5 protein-coding genes are annotated in these 18765 nt (G+C 73.9%); all 5 read left to right on the forward strand.

Going from position 1 to position 18765, the window contains the following annotated elements:
• Nucleotides 1-26: 26 nt before the first annotated feature.
• On the forward strand, nucleotides 27-4808 hold the full coding sequence (locus M2271_RS05125) for a type I polyketide synthase (protein WP_280885890.1): 4782 nt from the start codon (nucleotides 27-29) through the stop codon (nucleotides 4806-4808).
• A complete protein-coding gene (locus M2271_RS05130) occupies nucleotides 4805-10558 on the forward strand; it encodes a type I polyketide synthase (RefSeq protein ID WP_280885891.1) in 5754 nt (1917 codons plus the stop codon). The genes M2271_RS05125 and M2271_RS05130 overlap by 4 nt, the downstream gene beginning before the upstream one ends.
• Before the next feature lie 36 nt (nucleotides 10559-10594).
• Nucleotides 10595-16873: a type I polyketide synthase gene (locus tag M2271_RS05135; RefSeq protein WP_280885892.1), complete on the forward strand. Its 6279-nt coding sequence runs from the start codon at nucleotides 10595-10597 to the stop codon at nucleotides 16871-16873.
• Nucleotides 16874-16932: 59 nt separating this feature from the next.
• On the forward strand, nucleotides 16933-18150 hold the full coding sequence (locus M2271_RS05140) for a cytochrome P450 (RefSeq protein WP_280885893.1): 1218 nt from the start codon (nucleotides 16933-16935) through the stop codon (nucleotides 18148-18150).
• Between the two features lie 94 nt (nucleotides 18151-18244).
• Nucleotides 18245-18724, forward strand: coding sequence for a nuclear transport factor 2 family protein (locus tag M2271_RS05145; RefSeq protein ID WP_280885894.1), 480 nt, complete (start codon nucleotides 18245-18247; stop codon nucleotides 18722-18724).
• The last annotated feature ends 41 nt before the right edge of the window (nucleotides 18725-18765 follow it).

Here is an 18765-nt window from a genome sequence, read left to right on the forward strand (position 1 = left end):
ATGCGGAACGGAGAGGGAGCAGGATCATGACCACACCGTCCGAAGCGGTGGTCGAAGCACTGCGGGCCGCGCTGAAGGAGAACGAACGGCTGCGCGACGCCGCGCGGGCGGCGACCGAGCCGGTGGCGATCGTCGGGATGAGCTGTCGGTTCCCGTCCGGCGTCGGTTCACCCGAAGAGCTGTGGGAACTGGTCATGGACGGCCGGGACGCCGTGTCAGCCTTCCCGGCGGACCGCGGCTGGGACCTGGCGTCGCTGTTCGCCGACGACCCGGACCAGCCGGGCACCTCGTACACCCGCGAAGGCGGCTTCCTGCACGACGCCGCCGAGTTCGACGCGGGCTTCTTCGGTGTCTCGCCGCGCGAGGCCCTCGCCATGGATCCGCAGCAGCGGCTGCTGCTGGAGACGTCCTGGGAGGCGGTGGAGCGAGCCGGCATCGATCCGCTGTCGCTGCGCGGCAGCCGGACCGGGGTCTTCGCCGGAGTGATGTACCACGACTACGGTTCACGGCCCGGCCTGGTCACCGACGAGGTCGAGGGGTATGTGGGCACGGGCAGCGCGGGCAGCGTCGCCTCCGGCCGGATCTCGTTCACGCTGGGCCTGGAGGGCCCTGCCGTGACGGTGGACACAGCGTGCTCGTCGTCGCTGGTCGCCGTGCACCTGGCGGCCCAGGCGCTGCGACGCGGCGAGTGCTCGCTGGCGCTCGCCGCAGGTGTGACGGTGATGGCGACACCGTCCACGTTCGTGGAGTTCAGCCGGCAGCGGGGGCTCGCCCCGGACGGACGCTGCAAGTCCTTCGCCGACGCGGCGGACGGAGCCGGGTGGAGCGAGGGAGCCGGCGTGCTGCTCCTGGAGCGGCTGTCGGACGCCCGCCGGAGCGGGCGGCCGATCCTGGCCGTGGTACGCGGCAGCGCGGTGAACCAGGACGGCGCGAGCAGCGGTCTGACGGCTCCGAACGGCCCGGCGCAGCAACGGGTGATCCGGCAGGCACTGGACGACGCGGCGCTCTCCGCGGCGGATGTCGACGCGATCGAGGGACACGGCACCGGCACGCCGCTCGGCGATCCGATCGAGGCGCAGGCGATCCTCGCGGTGGCCGGGCGGGACCGGCAGCGCCCGCTCTGGCTCGGCTCGGTGAAGTCCAACATCGGGCACACTCAGGCGGCAGCGGGTGTCGCCGGCGTCATCAAGACGGTGATGGCGCTGCGGCACCGGGTGCTCCCCCGGACCCTGCACGTCGACGAGCCGTCGACCAAGGTGGACTGGTCGACCGGGGCGGTGGAGCTGCTGACGCGGAGCCGGCCGTGGCCGGACCCGGGCCGGCCACGCCGCGCGGGGGTGTCGTCCTTCGGTATCAGCGGCACCAACGCCCATGTGATCCTCGAGGAAGCCCCGGAGCCTGCCCGCGAGGAGGCCGGTGAGCTCCCGGCAGGAGATCCCGGGGAGCAGGCCGGGACCGGGGACGCCCCGCTGCCGTGGCTACTGTCGGGCCGGGACGAGGGGGCGCTGCGGGACCAGGCCGAGCGGCTGCGTCGGCACGTTGCGGACAACCGCGGGCTCCGCCTCGCCGACGTGGCGTACTCGCTCGCCGTCACCCGGCCGGCGTTCGAGCACCGGGCGGTCGTCGTCGCGGCCGACCGGGCCGGACTGGAACGGGAGCTGCGCAGGCTCGCGGCGGGCGCGGCACCCGTCGCGGGGGCCCGGGGCACGGTCTCCGAGGGCCGTCTGGCGTTCCTGTTCACCGGTCAGGGCGCGCAGCGTACCGGCATGGGGCGGGAGCTGTACGCGCGGTATCCGGTGTACGCCGAGGCCTTCGACGCGGTCTGCGCCGAGTTGGACCGGCATCTGGACCGGCCACTGCGAGACGTGGTGCTGGGCGCCTCGGGGACCGAAGGGCTGCTCGACGAGACGGCCTGGACGCAGCCCGCGCTGTTCGCCGTCGAGGTCGCGCTCTACCGGCTGGTGGAGTCATGGGGCGTACGGCCCGATGTGGTCTCCGGTCACTCGGTCGGCGAAGTCGCCGCGGCGCACGTAGCGGGGGGACTGTCGCTCGCGGACGCCGCCGCGCTGGTCGCGGCCCGGGGTCGGCTCATGCAGTCGCTGCCGCGAGGCGGCGCGATGAGCTCGGTGGAGGCGACCGAGGAGGAGGTGGCGCCGCTGCTGGCGAAGCAGTCCGGGCGGGCAGCTCTGGCAGCGGTGAACGGGCCCTCGTCGGCGGTGGTCGCCGGGGACGAGGACGCGGTCGCGGACGTGGTGGCGTACTTCGCCGGGCTGGGCCGCCGCACCAAACGGCTGCGGGTCAGTCACGCGTTCCACTCGCCCCACATGGACGCGATGGCCGAGGAGTTCGCCGCCCTGGTGCGCCGCCTCTCCTTCAGTGCCCTCCGGATCCCGGTGGTGTCCGCGCTCACCGGCGCCCTGGTGGACGCCGGAGTGCTGGGGACGGCGGACTACTGGGTGCGGCACGCCCGGGAGACTGTGCGGTTCCTCGACGCGGTCCGGATGCTGGAGACCGAGGGTGTCACCGCGTTCCTGGAGCTGGGCCCGGACGCGGTGCTCGCGGCGATGGCCCAGGAATGCGCGGCGGGCGGCGTCTTCGCGGCCGCCCTGCGCCGGGACGAACCCGAGGAGCAGGCGCTGCTCACGGCGCTTGGACAGCTGCACGTCCAGGGCGCCGTGCCGGGTACCGGGGTGACCTGGGCGGACGTGCTGGCCGGTGGCGGCGGTCGGCGTGTGCCGCTGCCGACCTACCCCTTCCAGCGCACCCGGTACTGGCTGGAGGCCGTCGGCGGCGACCGGACGGCGGCCCGGGTGGACGAGCACCGGTATCGCGTCGAGTGGACGCCCCTGACCGTGTCCGGCGCCTCTCGGCTCTCCGGCAGCTGGCTGATCGTCACGTCGGATGCGGTCGACGGCGCGGCGGACGGACTGCTCACGGCATGCCGGGATGCCGGGGCGGACGACGTCCGCCTGCTCACTCTCGACGCGGCGACCTGGGCCGACCGTACGGCACTCGCCCGCCGGTTGCGCGGCCTCGCCGCCGACCGGCTGCTTACGGGCGTGGTGTCCCTGTTGGCCCTGGACGAACGGCCGCTGCCGAACGGGAGCCGGCCCGGGAAGCCGTCAGGGGGCCTGGACCGGGGCTTGGCCGCGACGGTGGTGCTGGGGCAGGCACTGGGTGACGCCGGGATCGGTGCCCCGCTGTGGTGTCTCACCCAGGGCGCGGTGACCGTCGGCCCCGAGCCGGTACGGCGTCCGGCGCAAGCCGGCGTCTGGGGGTTCGGCCGGGTGGCTGCGCTCGAATGGCCCAAGCGGTGGGGAGGCCTGGCCGACTTGCCGGAGACGGTCGACGAGGAGGCGCTCGGCCGGCTTCTGGCAGTCCTCGCCGCGCCGGACGGCGAGACCCAGGTGGCCGTGCGGGCGGACAGGGTGCTCGGCTGCCGTCTCGTGCGCTCGCCGCTCGCCCAAGCACCGGTGCGGCGGGTCTGGCGGCCCACGGGCATCGCCGTCGTCACCGGCGGCACGGGCGGACTCGGCGCGCGGGTGGCGCGCTGGCTGGCCGCCCAGGGCGTGCCGCACCTGCTGCTGCTCAGCCGCCGCGGACCCGACGCCCCCGGCGCACTTGAGCTGAAGGACCAACTCACCCGGCTGGGCGCCGAGGTGACCATCGCCGCCTGCGACCTCGCCGACCAGGGCGCCCTGCGTCGTGTCGTGGCAGCACTGCCGCCGGAGCACCCGGTCGGCACCGTCGTGCACGCGGCGGGCACCGTCCAGGAGGAGACGCCGCTGTCCGAGTACGGCCTCACGGGTTTCGCCGAGGTGCTCTCCGGCAAGCTGGCAGGCGCCCGGAACCTCGACGCCGTCTTCGACGGGTCGGTCCCCGGCCGTTCCCCCGACGCGTTCGTCCTGTTTTCCTCCGGCGCCGGGCTGTGGGGCAACTCCGGGCAGGCAGCGTACGCGGCGGCCAACGCCTCCCTCGACGCCCTGGCCGGCGCCCGCCGGGACCGCGGACAAGCCGCGACCTCGATCGCCTGGGGTGCGTGGGCCGGCGCCGGTATGGCCGCCGACGCGGGCGAACTGCTGCGCCGCCGCGGTGTCCCTCTGATGGATCCGGAAACCGCGCTCGCCGGTCTTCAGGCGGCGCTCGACCGCGACGAGACCACGACGGCCTTCGCCGCCTTCGACTGGGAGCGGTTCGCACCCGCCTACGGCGGCTCTTGCTCACACGCGTTCCTGGCCGCCCTGCCCGAGGCGCGGCACGCCCTGCGCCCAGCGGCCGGGCCCCTGGGCGCCGGGGCCCTGCGGGAGCGGCTCGCGGCCCTGCCCGCGGACGAGCAGTCACAGGTCCTGCTCGACCTGGTCCGCACCCACGCCGCCGACGCGCTCGGGCACCGCTCGGCGGACAACGTCCGCGCCACGTCGGCGTTCAAGGACCTCGGGTTCGACTCGATGGCCTCCCTGACGCTGCGGAACCGGCTCAACGAGGCCACCGGTCTTGACCTGCCCACCACCGTGGTCTTCGACCACGCCACTCCGGCCGCCCTCGCCCGGCACCTGCACACGGCCGTCCGCCCCGACGGCGCGGGGGACGATTCGGTCCTGGCAGGACTGGACGGACTGGAGAGCGCGGTCGACGCGCTGTCCCCGGGCGACGAAGCACGCGCCCGGGTCGTCGCCCGCCTGCGGACCCTGCTGTGGAAGTGGGACCGGCCCGGCCTCGCCGACGAAGCAGCCGACGGCGACGCCCTGTTACTGGCGACCGACGACGAGATGTTCGACATCGTCAACAAGGAGCTCGGAATCTCATGACCAGCCCTGCTGAGCCCAAACTGCGCCAGTACCTGAAACTCGTCACCTCCGAACTGCGGCAGACCCGGACCCGCCTCGACGCCGTCGAGCAGCGGGACCACGAACCCGTCGCGATCGTCGGCATGGGGTGCCGTTTTCCCGGGCAGGTCGCGTCCCCGGAGGACCTGTGGCGCCTGGTCGCCGACGGGGTCGACGCGGTCGGCGACCTGCCCGGGGGCCGCGGTTGGGACGAGGCGGACCTCTACGACCCGGAGCCGGGCCGCCCCGGTAAGAGCTATGTGCGCGCCGGAGCCTTCCTCGACGACGCGTCGGGGTTCGACGCCGAGTTCTTCGGGATCAACCCGCGCGAGGCCCTGGCGATGGACCCGCAGCAGCGGCTGTGGCTGGAGGTCACCTGGGAGGCTCTGGAGCGGGCCGGCATCGATCCGGCGTCCCTGCGCGGCAGCCGGTCCGGGGTCTTCGTCGGACTGACGCACCAGGGGTACGCGTTCCCCGCGCGGGTGAGCCCGGGCGACGAGGTGGCCGGGTACCGGATCACCGGGAGCACCGCGGCGGTGGCGGCCGGACGGACCTCCTACGTCCTCGGTCTGACCGGCCCCGCGGTGACCGTGGACACCGCCTGTTCCTCCTCCCTGGTCGCCCTGCACCAGGCGGTCAACTCGCTCCGTTCCGGCGAGAGTTCGCTCGCACTGGCGGGCGGGGTGACCGTGATGGCGACGCCCAACGCCTTCGTGGAGTTCAGCCGGCAGCGCGGCCTGGCGGCGGACGGCCGGTGCAAGCCCTTCGCCGCGGCGGCCGACGGCACCGGCTGGGGCGAGGGCGCGGGCGTCCTGGTGCTGGAGCGGCTGGCGGACGCGCGGCGCGCGGAGCATCCGGTGCTGGCCGTGATCCGCGGTTCCGCGGTCAACCACGGCGGTGCCGGCAACGGCCTGACCGCGCCCAACGGTCCGTCGCAGGAGCGGCTGATCGAGTCGGCGCTGGCCGCCGCCCGGCTGTCGCCCAGCGAAGTCGACGCGGTCGAGGCACACGGCACCGGGACCACGTTGGGCGACCCGATCGAGGCCCGCGCGCTGTTGGCGGCATATGGTCGGGACCGGCCCGCGGACCACCCTCTCTGGCTGGGCTCGGTGAAGTCCAACATCGCGCACACCCAGGCGGCCTCCGGAGTGGCCGGGGTGATCAAGATGGTGATGGCGATGCGGCACGGCGTGCTGCCGCGCTCCCTGCACGTCGACGAACCGACCCCGCACGTGGACTGGACGGCCGGCGCGGTGCGACTGCTCACCGAGGAGCGCGCATGGCCCGACGAAGGCCGCCCGCGCCGCGCGGGCGTCTCCTCCTTCGGCGTGAGCGGCACCAACGCCCACGTCATCCTGGAGCAGGCTCCCGACACGGCGGACGTGCCACCCACCGACGGTGCCGGTACCACAGGCGAGTGGCCTGCCGCAGACGGCACGGGCGGCACAGACGGCGACAGTCCGGGCACCGCCAGGGCCGTGCCCGCGACGCCGGTGTCCGCGACGCCGTGGGTGGTGTCCGCCGGCAGCGCGCAGGCGCTGCGGGACCAGGCGGCGCGGCTGGCCGCCTACGCCGGCGCCCACCCGGAGGCGACCGCAGCGGACATCGGCCACTCCCTTGTCACGACCCGGTCCGCCCTCCCGTTCCGGGCTGTCGCGGTCGGCTCCGGGCGGACCCGCCTGGTGGAGGCGCTGGAGGCACTGTCCCGGGGTGAGGAGTCACCGGCGGTCGTCACGGCCGGGGCGGGGTCCGGCGCGGTGGAGGCGGACACTGCCGCCCGGCGCCGGATCGTGTTCGTCTTCCCGGGCCAGGGCGCGCAGTTCGCCGGCATGGCCACTGGTCTGCTGGACACCTCCCCGCTCTTCCGGGAGACCATGGAGGAGTGCGAGGCGGCGCTCGCGCCGTACGTGGACTGGTCGCTGCTGGACGTGCTGCGCGGGACCGACGCGAGCTGGCTGGAGCGGGTGGATGTGGTCCAGCCCGCGCTCTTCGCGGTGATGGTGTCGCTGGCCGCGCTGTGGCGCTCGGTGGGCGTCAGCCCGGACGTGGTGGTGGGCCACTCCCAGGGCGAGATCGCCGCAGCCTGCGTAGCGGGTGCCCTCTCGCTGCACGACGCGGCCCGGGTGGTGGCCGTCCGCAGCCGGGCGCTGCGCGCGCTGGCCGGCGGGGGCGGCATGGTCACGGTCGCGCTGGGCGAGACCGAGGCCGCCGCCCTGGTCGCACCCTGGGGTGCGAGGCTCTCGGTGGCTGCGGTCAACAGCCCCTTCTCGGTCGTGGTGTCCGGTGACGTGGCCGCGCTGGCCGAGCTGACCGACCTGTGCGTCGCGGAAGGGGTGCGGACACGCCGGATCCCGGTGGACTACGCTTCGCACTCCGCGCAGGTCGAGGAGGTACGCGACGAACTGCTCGGCGCGCTCAGCGGGATCACGACGGACTCCCCGCGCACGGCGTTCCTCTCCACTGTCACCGGGACCCTGCTGGACGCCGGTGAACACCGGTCCGAGTACTGGTACCTCAACCTCCGTCGGCCTGTCCGGCTCGCCGAGGTCACCCGGGAACTGGCCGACGGCGGCTACGACGTCTTCCTGGAGATCAGCCCCCATCCGGTGCTGACGGTGCCGGTTCAGGAGACCGTGGAGGACGCCGGGGCCGACGGTGTCCTGGTCACCGGGTCGCTGCGCCGTGACGACAGCGGCATGGAGGGATTCCTGCGGGCGGCGGGCCGGCTGTACACCCGCGGTGTCCGCCTGGACTGGGAGCGGCTGTTCGCGGGCCGGGGCGCCCGCCGACTGGACCTCCCGACGTACGCCTTCCAGCGTCGCGGCTACTGGCTGGTGGACGGCGAAGCGGATTTGGACGTCGCGGCCACCGGACTCGCGCCGGGCAACCATCCCCTGGTCAGGGCGGTCGTCGCCACGGCAACCGGAAACGGTCTGGTGCTGAGCGGGCGGCTGTCGGTCCGCGCTCAGCCGTGGCTCGCCGACCACACCGTGCACGACACGATGCTGTTCCCTGGCACCGCCTTCCTCGAACTCGCCTCGCACGCCGGCCGGCTGCTGGGCGCGGAGCGGGTACGGGAGCTGACCGTGCAGGCGCCACTGGCTCTGTCCGCGGAGGGCGAGACGACCTTCCAGGTGGTGGCAGAGAGCCAGGACGACGGCTGGGCCGTCAGCGTGCACTCCCGGACCGGGGACGACGAGCCCTGGATCCGGCACGCGACCGGTGTGCTCGACGACGAGCCGGCTGTGGCTGTGCCGGAGGGCGGAACCTGGCCGCCCGATGGCGCGGTCGCGGTCGACCTTGGCGACCACTACACCCGGCTGGCCGGCCAGGGCTACGCGTACGGGCCGGCCTTCCAGGGGCTCCGGGCGGCCTGGCGGCTCGGGGACACGGTCCTCGCCGAGGTACGGCTGGACGACGAACTGCTCGCCGGCTCCGCATCGTTCGGTCTGCACCCCGCTCTGCTGGACGCGGCCGCGCAGAGTGTCGCGCTGACCGGCCCAGAGGACGGCGCCGAACCGGCGGACCGGCCCGCGGCCCGGCTGCCGTTCTCCTGGAACAACGTCTCACTGCACGCGACCGGGGCGTCGGCGGTGCGCGTCCGGCTGTCGCCCGCCGGAGCGGGCGCAGTGTCACTCACGCTCACCGACCCGTCCGGGCATCCAGTGGCTTCGGTGGGCTCCCTGGCCCTTCGTCCGGTCGACCCCGCGCAGTTCTCCGCCACCCGCACGGCAGGCGAGGGACTGTTGCGGCTGGCGTGGACGGCCGCGCCCGCGGGGCGGCCAGCACCGCACGGTGGGTACGCCCTGCTGGGACCGGTCCCCGGTCTCGACGGGCCCGACGACATCCGCGGAGACGGCGGGACGGACCGGCACGGCACAGCCGACCGGCGGAACGGGACACCCCGGTACGACGACCTCGCCGCTCTGAGCGACCAGGTCCGTTCCGGCGGCCCGGTGCCGCACGCGGTGGTGGTGTCCTGCACCCCAGCCGCCATCGCCGCCGCGTACTCCGCCGCCCCCTCCGGCTCCGTCGCCGACGCCCCCTCCGTCCGTACGACGCTGAAGCACTCTCTGGGCCTGCTCCAGGCGTATCTCGCCGACGAGCGGCTCGGCGCGTCCAGGCTCGTGCTGCTGACCCACGGCGCGGTGGCGGCACGGCCGGGCGACGTCCCGGACGACACGCAGGCAGCTGTCTGGGGCCTGGTCCGGACCGCCCAGACCGAGCACCCCGGCCGGTTCGTCCTGGTCGACACCGACACCGGTCGGCTCTCCCCCGAGCAGCTGGTCGCGACGCTGGCCACCGGGGAGCCGCAAACCGCGGTGCGCGCCGACACGGTCCTGCACCCCGGCCTCACACGCACCGACAAGCCGGCGGAGCCGGAAGGGGCGCGGGACCGGCGGCCGTTCGCCGACGGCACCGTGCTGATCACCGGCGGCACCGGCATGCTCGGCACCCTCATCGCCCGGCATCTGGTCACCGCCCACGGAGCCCGGCGCCTGCTGCTGCTGAGCCGTCAGGGCCCGGCCGCCGCGGGCGCCGCCGAGCTGGTGCCGGAGCTGTCCGCACTCGGTGCCGACGTGGAGGTGGCCGCCTGCGACGTCGGTGACCGCAACGCCCTGGCCACGCAGTTGGCGCGGATCCCCGCGGACGCCCCGCTGACCGCGGTGGTGCACACTGCCGGTGTACTGGACGACGCGGTGCTGACCTCGGTCACCTCCGACCGGTTGGAGCGGGTGCTGCGCCCAAAGACGGACGCGGCACAGCACCTCGACACCCTGACCCGGCACCTGGACCTCTCCGCGTTCGTGCTGTTCTCCTCGGCGTCCGGGCTGCTCGGCACGGCCGGGCAGGGCGCCTACGCCGCGGCGAACGCGGCCCTGGACGCGCTGGCGGAGCGCCGCCGGGCGAGCGGCCTGCCCGCGCTCTCGCTGGCTTGGGGCTTCTGGGAACGGCAGAGCGCGATGACCGGTCATCTGAGCGAGGCGGACCTCGCGCGGATCGCCCGGTCCGGGATGCGGCCACTCACGTCGGAGGAGGGCCTGGCGCTCTTCGACGCGGCACTGGCGGACGGGACGGCGGTCCTCGCGCCCATGCGGGTCAGCACCGCGGCCCTTCGCGCCCAGGCCGCCTCAGGCGTCGTACCGCCGCTGCTGCGGGCGCTGGCCGGCCCCGGTGCGCGCCCGACAGCCCTGACAGGGCCGCAGGGCGACGCCGCAGTGTCCGTGCTCGACGGTCTGGACGGTCTCTCCGGCCACGAGCGCGAACGGGTCCTGCTGAATCTGGTGTGCGGCACGGCGGCGGCGGTGCTGGGACACCGGTCGGCGGACGACGTCCCGGAGACCCGCGGCTTCCTGGAGATGGGCTTCGACTCGCTGACCGCGGTGGAACTGCGCAACCGGCTCGCCGCCGCCTGCGGGCTGCGGCTGCCGACCACCCTCGTCTTCGACCACCCCACCCCGCGTGCCGTCGCCAGCCGGCTGGAGACGCTGCTCGGCGGAGACGAGGAGCGCGCCGAGGAGGCCGTCACCGCCGCACTCGACCGGCTCACCGGCCGGCTGCGCGGCACAGACCTGCGGGACGAGGTACGTGACCAGGCGGTGACCCGGCTGACGGAACTGCTGGCCGAACTGACCGGCGGGTCGGGGCCCGCCCCGGACCCGGGCCTGGACAGCGCGACCGACGACGAGCTCTTCGACCTCGTCGACAACCGCTTCCTTCATGCGAAGTGAACCCGTCGGGCCGATCGTGCGGAAGGAGCGGAACCCATGACGAACGAGACCATGCTCCGTGAGTACCTCAAGCGGGCGATTTCGGAGGGGCAGCAGACGCGACTGCGCCTGGAGGAGACGGAGGCGAAGGCCAGGGAACCGATCGCCGTGGTCGGCATGGCCTGCCGGTACCCCGGCGGTTCGGACAGCCCGGAAAAACTGTGGCGGCTGGTCAGCGACGGCCGCGACCCCCTGTCCGCGCTGCCGGCCGACCGGGGCTGGGACATCGGCCGGCTGCTGGGCACCGGCACCGACCGGCCGGGCACATCACACTCCGGGGTGGGCGGGTTCCTTGACGACTGCGCCGGTTTCGACCCCGAGTTCTTCGGGATCAGCCCGCGCGAGGCACTCGCGATGGACCCGCAGCAGCGGCTGCTGCTGGAGCTGGCCTGGGAGGGTTTCGAGCGGGCACACCTCGACCCCGGCGCACTGCGCGGCAGCCGTACCGGCGTGTTCGTCGGAGTGATGTACAGCGACTACGGCGGGCGGCTGCGGGAGGCGCCGGCGGAGCTGGAGGGCTACCTCGGCAACGGCAGCGCGGGCAGCGTGGCGTCCGGGAGGCTGTCCTACACCTTCGGCCTCGAAGGACCCGCGTTGACCGTGGACACCGCCTGCTCGTCATCGCTGGTCGCGCTCCACCTGGCGGCCAACTCGCTGCGCTCGGGCGAGTGTTCGCTGGCTCTGGCGGGCGGGGTGACGGTGATGTCGACGCCCGGGGTGTTCGTGGAGTTCAGTCGGCAGGGCGGTCTGGCCGCGGACGGCCGGTGCAAGTCGTTCGCCGCGGCGGCCGACGGCACCGGCTGGGGCGAGGGTGCCGGGATGCTGGTCCTGGAGCGGCTCTCGGATGCACAGCGCGAAGGTCACCCGGTGCTTGCGGTGATCCGCAGCTCCGCGGTCAACCAGGACGGTGCCAGCAGCGGGTTGACCGCGCCGAACGGACCCTCGCAGCAGCGGGTGATCCGCGAGGCGCTGACCCGGGCCCGGTTGGCGCCGTCCGACGTGGACGCCGTCGAGGCACACGGCACCGGGACCCGGCTCGGCGACCCGATCGAGGCACAGGCCCTCCTCGCGACGTACGGCCGGGACCGGCCCGCGGACCACCCGCTCTGGCTGGGATCGGTGAAGTCGAACATCGCGCACACCCAGGCCGCCGCTGGGGTCGCCGGGGTGATCAAGATGGTGATGGCGATGCGGCACGGCGTGCTGCCGCGCTCCCTGCACGTCGACGAACCGACCCCGCACGTGGACTGGACGGCCGGCGCCGTCCGGCTGCTCACCGAGAACCGGAGCTGGCCCGATCTCGGCCGGCCACGCCGCGCCGGCGTCTCGTCGTTCGGCGTGAGCGGCACCAACGCCCACGTCATCCTGGAGGAGGCGCCGCCCGCCGCCGAGCGGCGTCCCGCCGACGCCGCAGAGGTCCTCGACACGGGCGCCGTGACACCGTGGACGCTCTCCGCCCGGAGCGCCGAGGCGCTGCGAGCTCGCGCCCGCGACCTGCTGACGCACCTCGACGAGCGGACCGAGGTCCCACTCGCCGACACCGCCCGCTCGCTGAGCCGGCGCCCCTCGCTCGGACACCGCGCGGTGGCGGTGGCCCGGGACAGGACCACGCTGCGCCGGACCCTGGCCGCACTGGCCGACGGGGCCACCGCGCCCGGTCTGGTGCGAGGCGTGGCCGGCCGGCCGAAGCTGGCCTTCGTCTTCACCGGCCAGGGCAGTCAGCGCCAGGAGATGGGACAGGCTCTCTACGCGGCGTTCCCGGCGTTCGCCGACGCCCTGGACACCGTCGCCGAGCAGCTGGACGCACGTCTTGATCGGCCGCTGAAGGAACTCATGCTGGGCGGCAGCGGGCCGGACGGGCTGCTGGACCGGACCGGGTACGCCCAGCCGGCGTTGTTCGCTTTCGAGGTGGCGCTGTTCCGGTTGCTGGAGCGATGGGGTGTGCGGCCAGACTTCGTCGCCGGCCACTCGATCGGCGAGCTGGCCGCTGTCCACGTCGCCGGCGTCCTGTCGCTGTCGGACGCGGCGCTGCTGGTGACCGAGCGCGGCCGGCTGATGCAGCAACTGCCCCCTCGCGGTGCGATGGTGGCGGTGCAGGCGAGCGAGGACGAAGTGCTGCCGCTCCTTGCGGACCTGGACGGCCGGGCCGCCCTCGCTGCGGTCAACGGTCCGTCGGCGGTGGTGGTCAGCGGTGACGAGGAGGAGGTCCTCCTGGTCGCCGCCGAGCTGGCGGGGCGGGGGCGCAAGACCCGGCGGCTGCGCGTGAGCCACGCGTTCCACTCCCCTCATATCGACGGGATGCTGGAGGAGTTCCGCAAGGTCGCCGCCGGGATGGATTTCCGGGCGCCACGCATCCCGGTGGTGTCCACCCTGTCCGGACAGGAGGTCACGGCACAGGAGTTGCGCTCCCCTGACTACTGGACGCGGCAGGCGCGGCACGCGGTGCGGTTCCTCGACGCCGTCCGCACCCTCGGGGCCCGCGGCGTCGACACGTTCCTGGAGGTGGGACCGGACGCGGCGCTCGCCCCGATGGTGGACGGCTACCTCTCCGAGAACGACGGCGGGACCGTGACCGCGACGATCCGGGCGGGACGGCCGGAGGAGGAGACGCTCGTCACGGCCGTGTCCCGGCTGTACGTGCGGGGTGTGCCGGTGGACTGGGCGGCGTGTCTGCCGGACGCCGGACCACACCTGGTCGACCTGCCCACCTATCCCTTCCAGCGCCGCCGGTTCTGGCTCGATCCGACCGCCGAGGAACGGGCGGGACAGCCGCACCTGGCCGGCCAGCGGGCCGTGGCACACCCGGTACTGGGCACCGCCGCGGAGCTGCCGACGGGCGAAGGAACCCTGTTCACCGGCCGACTGTCGACGGCGGCGCTGCCCTGGCTGGCCGACCACACGGTGCTCGGCGCCCCCGTGCTGCCGGGCGCGGCGCTGGTGGAGCTGGCGCTGACGGCGGGCCGCGAGACAGACCGGCCCGACATCGAGGAACTCACCCTGGAGGCGCCGCTGGTGTTGCCAGGAGACGGTGCCGTGCAGGTCGGGGTGGTGGTGGGCGTCCCGGACGACGCCGGGCGCCGGCCGGTGAGCATTCACTCGCGGCCGGAGGACGTGTCCGCGACGGCACCCTGGACCCGGCATGCCGCCGGGCTGCTCACAGCCGCCGGCGGCGAGCAGCCGGAGGCACCGGTGGCGTGGCCGCCCGCGGGCGCGGTCGACGTCCCGGTGGCCGGTCTCTACGAAGCCCTCGGCGCCGCGGGCCTGGGCTACGGGCCGGTGTTCCAAGGCGTGCGGAGGGCCTGGCGGCACGGCGCTGAGGTGTTCGCCGAGGTGTCCTTGCCCGAGGAGCACATCGGCGGGCCCGTCCGGTTCGGGCTGCATCCGGCACTGCTCGACGCGGCGCTGCACGGCGCCGCTGCCGGTGCCGGTACCGGTGGGCCGACGGAGAGCGGGGACGGGGCGGTCGTACCGTTCTCCTGGAGCGCCGTGACGCTGCGTGCCACCGGGGCGCGGGCCCTGCGGGTCCGGCTCGCCCCGGCCGGCCCCGGCAGTCTGACCCTGACCACCTGGGACCCGGACGGCCGCCCGGTCGTCACCGTCGGTGACCTGGCACTGCGGCCCCTCTCCCGCGAGCAGATCCGGGCGGCGCAACGGGCCCGGCAGGACGCCGTCCTCCGTGTCGACTGGACGGAAATCACCGCCCGCGGGACGGCACCGGTCCGACACTGCGCGCTGGTCGGCCCGATCCCCACCGGCCTCGCCACGGCTCTGACGTCCCAGGGCCACCGAGTGAGCCACCACCCGGACCCGGTGGAGGCCCTTCTGGCGGGCCCGCTCACCGTCGCCGCAGAAACCGGAGCCGCCAGGGAGAACGGGGCCGACGGCAACCCGGCTGCCGGCGCCCCGGCCGACGGGTCGGTGCCGGACGTGGTCGCCGTCCTCGTGGGCCCGCACCGCGGGACCGTCGTGGAGGCGGGTCACCAGGCCGTGCACGCCGCGCTGGGTGCGATGCGGCGGTGGCTCGGTGAGCCCCGGGCCGTGGGGGCACGGCTGGTGTTCGTGACCGTAGGGGCGGTGGCCGCACAGCCGGCGGACGACGTGCCGAGGCCGGCTCACGCCGCTGTGTGGGGCCTGGTCCGATCCGCGCAGACGGAGCATCCGGACCGGTTCGCGCTCATCGATCTGGACGGCCTTGACGCCTCCGCAGACGTCCTGGCTGCCGCGCTCGCCACCGGCGAACCGCAGTTGGCGGTCCGCGCCGGTCGGCTCTTCGTGCCCCGGCTCACCCGGATGCCGGCCCTCCGCACGGATCCGGAGCCCGCGTTCGAACCGCGGGGAACCGTGCTGATCACCGGCGGCACCGGGGGCCTCGGGCGGCAGGTCGCCCGCCGGTTGGCGGAGCGGCACGGCGCCCGCCGTCTGCTGCTGGTGAGCCGCCGCGGCCCAGCCGCCGAAGGCAGCGCCGAACTGGTCGCGGAGTTGCGCGAGCTGGGCGCGGAGGCCACCGTGGCCGCCTGTGACGTGGGCGACCGGCAGGCGCTGGCGAAACTCCTCGCCGGCCTCCCCGCCGCGCATCCGCTGACCCTGGTCGTGCACGCGGCCGGGGTGATCGACGACGGCGTGCTGACGTCGATCACCCCGGAGCAGGTCGACAGCGTGCTGCAGGCCAAGTTGGATTCGGCCTGGCACCTGCACGAGCTGACCCAGAACGTCGGCCTCGCCGGATTCGTGCTGTTCTCCTCCGCGGCCGGGATCCTCGGCGCCGGCGGCCAGGCCAACTACGCCGCGGCCAACGCCTTCCTGGACGCGCTCGCCCGGTACCGCACGGCCCGCGGACTGCCGGCCGTATCGCTGGCTTGGGGCCCGTGGGCGGAGGGCGACGGCGGCATGACCGGCGCCCTGGGGGCGGACGGCCTGGCCCGGCTCGCCCGGAACGGGGTGCGCGCGTTCTCCGCCGAGGAAGCCCTGGACCTGTTCGACGCGGCCCGGTCCGGCGACGAGCCCGCGGTGGTCCTCCTGCAGATGGACACCGTCGCGCTCCGCGGCGCTGCGGAGCGCACGGACGTACCACCGCTGCTCGCCGGGCTGGTGCCCGCGGCAGCGCCGGCTCCCGCCCCCGTGCCGGCCCGGCACCGGCTGGCGGACCTGCACGGCGAGGAGCGCCGCACGGAACTGCTCGGCCTGGTACTCACCCACGCCGCGAGCGTCCTGGGGCACACCGGTCCCGAGGCCCTGGACGCCTCGGGACCGTTCCTGGAGTCCGGTTTCGACTCGCTGACCGCGGTTGAGCTGCGCAACGCCCTCGGCGGGGCGACCGGCCTGCGGCTGCCCTCCACTGTGGTGTTCGACAGCCGCACCCCGGCCGGGCTCGCCGAGCGGCTCGACGACCTGCTGGACGAAGCCCCGGCCGCCGGGGCCGACGACGCGTCTCGACCGCAGGACACGATCGACGTCCTGTACCGGGCGGCCGTCGCCCAGGGCCGGATCCACGAGGGCAACGCGTTCCTGTCGGCCGCCTCCCGGCTCCGGCCGACGTTCTCGGCCGGGGACGACACCTACCGGGAGCCGGTGCGGCTGGCGAGCGGACCCGAACGCCCCGTCCTGCTCTGCTTCCCGACGGTCGGGGCCTCGTCGAGCCCGCTCCAGTACGCCCACTTCGGCACGGCGCTCACGGGTGTCCGCGGAGTGTCGGCGCTCCAGGTGCCGGGCTTCATCGAAGGCGAGCCGCTGCCCGCCGACTTCGACGCCATGGTGGAGTCGCAGGCCCGAACGGTGCTGCGGCACGCGGCCGGAGAACCGTACGTCCTGGTCGGCTACTCCTCCGGGGGCTGGCTGGCCAACGCGGTAGCGGTCCACCTGGAGCGGACGGGCCACCACCCTGCCGGCGTCGTACTGCTGGACACGTACTTCGCTGACAGCCGGCTCCCGCTGATCCAGCCGGCGCTGACCCGGGGCATGTTCGACCGCGAAGAGGCGTTCGGCCGGATCGACCATGTGCGGTGGACCGCGATGGGCGCCTACCTGCGGCTGTTCACCGAGTTCGCTCCGGCTCCGACCCGCGCGCCCCACCTGCTGGTCCAGGCCGCCTCCGCGTTGCCGGCCGTGCCGGGCGCACCCGAGGTGCCGGCCGACGCCTGGAAACGGACACCGGCGTTCCCGATGGCCGTCCGGGACGTACCCGGCGATCACTTCACGATCGTGGAGGACAACGCCGCCACAGCCGCGCTGGCCGTCCATGACTGGCTCACGACCCGTCCCATCGATCCACTGGGCTGACCTCGGCCAGCCCACCACCGTCACCACAGCGACAGCAGAGACGAGAGAGGTTCCCCGACATGACCGAACAACCGACCGTGACCAGCCCCGAACTGCACGAGTACCCGATGAAGCGGGGCTGCCCCTACCACCCGCCGACCGAATACGCCGAGCTGGCCGAGCAGGGCCCGCTGGCCGAGGTGCGGCTCTTCGACGGCAGCACCGCGTGGCTGGTGACTCAGCATGCGGAGGCGCGAGCGATGTTCGCCGACGCCGCGATGTTCTCCTCCGACCACGACAATCCCGCATTCCCGATTCTCGCCGAACGGGAGAAGAACTTCCCGGAGTTCACCCAGGAACTGTTCGGGCTGGACGGGGAACGCCACAGGGCACGCCGCCGCATGCTGCTGCCGCGCTTCACCGCCAAGCAGGTGGAGCGGTTACGTCCGATGATCCAGCGGATGGCCGACGAGCTGATCGACGAACTGCTCCAGCTCGAGACCCCCGTCGACCTGATCGCGGTGCTGGGCAGGCCGCTGCCGTCGCGTGTGATCTGCAGGATGCTCGGCATCTCCTACGAAGAGCACGAGCTGTTCGAGGTGCACGCCCAGGGCATCATGCAGGCACCGGATCTGGAGCAGGCAGTGGCGGCCGGCCGGGAACTGCTCGACTACCTGGTGCAGGTGGTGGACGCCAAGCAGAAGAACCTGGGCGACGACCTGCTGAGCACGCTCATCACGGAGCGGCTGAACACCGGTGAGCTGACCTCGATCGAGGTGTCGAAGCTCATGGTCGCGCTTCTGATCGGCGGCCAGGAGACGACCACCAGCATGATCGGCCTGGGCACCCTGACCCTGCTCCAGCACCCGGACCAGCTCGCCGAGATACGCGAGAACCCGGAGCTGCTGCCCGGTGCGGTGGAGGAGCTGATGCGGTTCCTGTCCATCGCCGACCTGACGACGCTGCGGGTCGCGACCGCCGACGTGGAGGTGGCGGGCCGGACCATCAAGGAGGGCGACGGGGTCATCCTGTCCACCGCCGCGGCCAACCGCGACGCCGCGGTCTTCGACGACGCCGACACCTTCGACATCCACCGTGACACCCAGGGCCACCTGGGCTTCGGCCACGGACCCCACAGGTGCCTGGGCGAGAACCTGGCCCGGGCCGAGCTGGAGATCCTCTTCGGCACCCTGTTCAAGCGGATCCCCACGCTGCGGCTCGCGGTGCCGATGGACGAGGTCTCCATGAAGGTCGGTATGACGCTGGAGGGATTGCACGACCTCCCCGTCACCTGGTAGCCGCCCTGGAGGGCCCCCGAACCCATCCAAACCCCCAGGTCCGGCCCAGGGCACTCCACGGCCCTGCACGGCACTTACAGGTAAGGAACCACGTATGGACGACCGCGACGCCGTCATCGAGATCTGTGACCGCATGGGATGGCACAGCGACCGGCACGAATGGGACGAAGCCGTCACCCTGTTCACCCCCAAGGTCCTGCTGGACTACACCAGTCTGCTCGGCGGCTCACCGACCACGGTGACCGCGAGGGAACTCGTCGACTCCTGGGAAGCGGTCCTCGGCGGCTACGACGCCTCCCACCACCTGATGACCAACCATCTGGTGTCGTTCGAGGGTGACACCGCGCACTGCACCACTTCGTTCCAGGCGACGCACCGCCTCGACAACCCCATGGGCTCCCCCCTGTGGCGCATCGGCGGAACCTACCGCTTCCACCTTGTGCGCACCGACACCGGCTGGCGCATCAACGAGCTGGCGATGACCATCCTCTGGACCGAGGGGAACCGCAACATCCTGGACCTCGCGGCGGAACGGCAGTCGAAAGCCGTCCCGCCGGAGCAAGGACGGCACTGAGCGCGAACAGGAGAACGCGGCGCCCCGTCGCGCCGCGCTCC

It is taken from the genome of Streptomyces sp. LBL (assembly GCF_029893585.1).
Taxonomy (GTDB): domain Bacteria; phylum Actinomycetota; class Actinomycetes; order Streptomycetales; family Streptomycetaceae; genus Streptomyces.

What these genes read in the sequence shown, in the direction of transcription:
- M2271_RS05125 (WP_280885890.1), top strand. Translation starts at nt 27, where the DNA reads ATGACCACACCGTCCGAAGCGGTGGTCGAAGCACTGCGGGCCGCGCTG.
- M2271_RS05135 (WP_280885892.1), top strand. Translation starts at nt 10,595, where the DNA reads ATGACGAACGAGACCATGCTCCGTGAGTACCTCAAGCGGGCGATTTCG.
- M2271_RS05130 (WP_280885891.1), top strand. Translation starts at nt 4,805, where the DNA reads ATGACCAGCCCTGCTGAGCCCAAACTGCGCCAGTACCTGAAACTCGTC.
- M2271_RS05140 (WP_280885893.1), top strand. Translation starts at nt 16,933, where the DNA reads ATGACCGAACAACCGACCGTGACCAGCCCCGAACTGCACGAGTACCCG.
- M2271_RS05145 (WP_280885894.1), top strand. Translation starts at nt 18,245, where the DNA reads ATGGACGACCGCGACGCCGTCATCGAGATCTGTGACCGCATGGGATGG.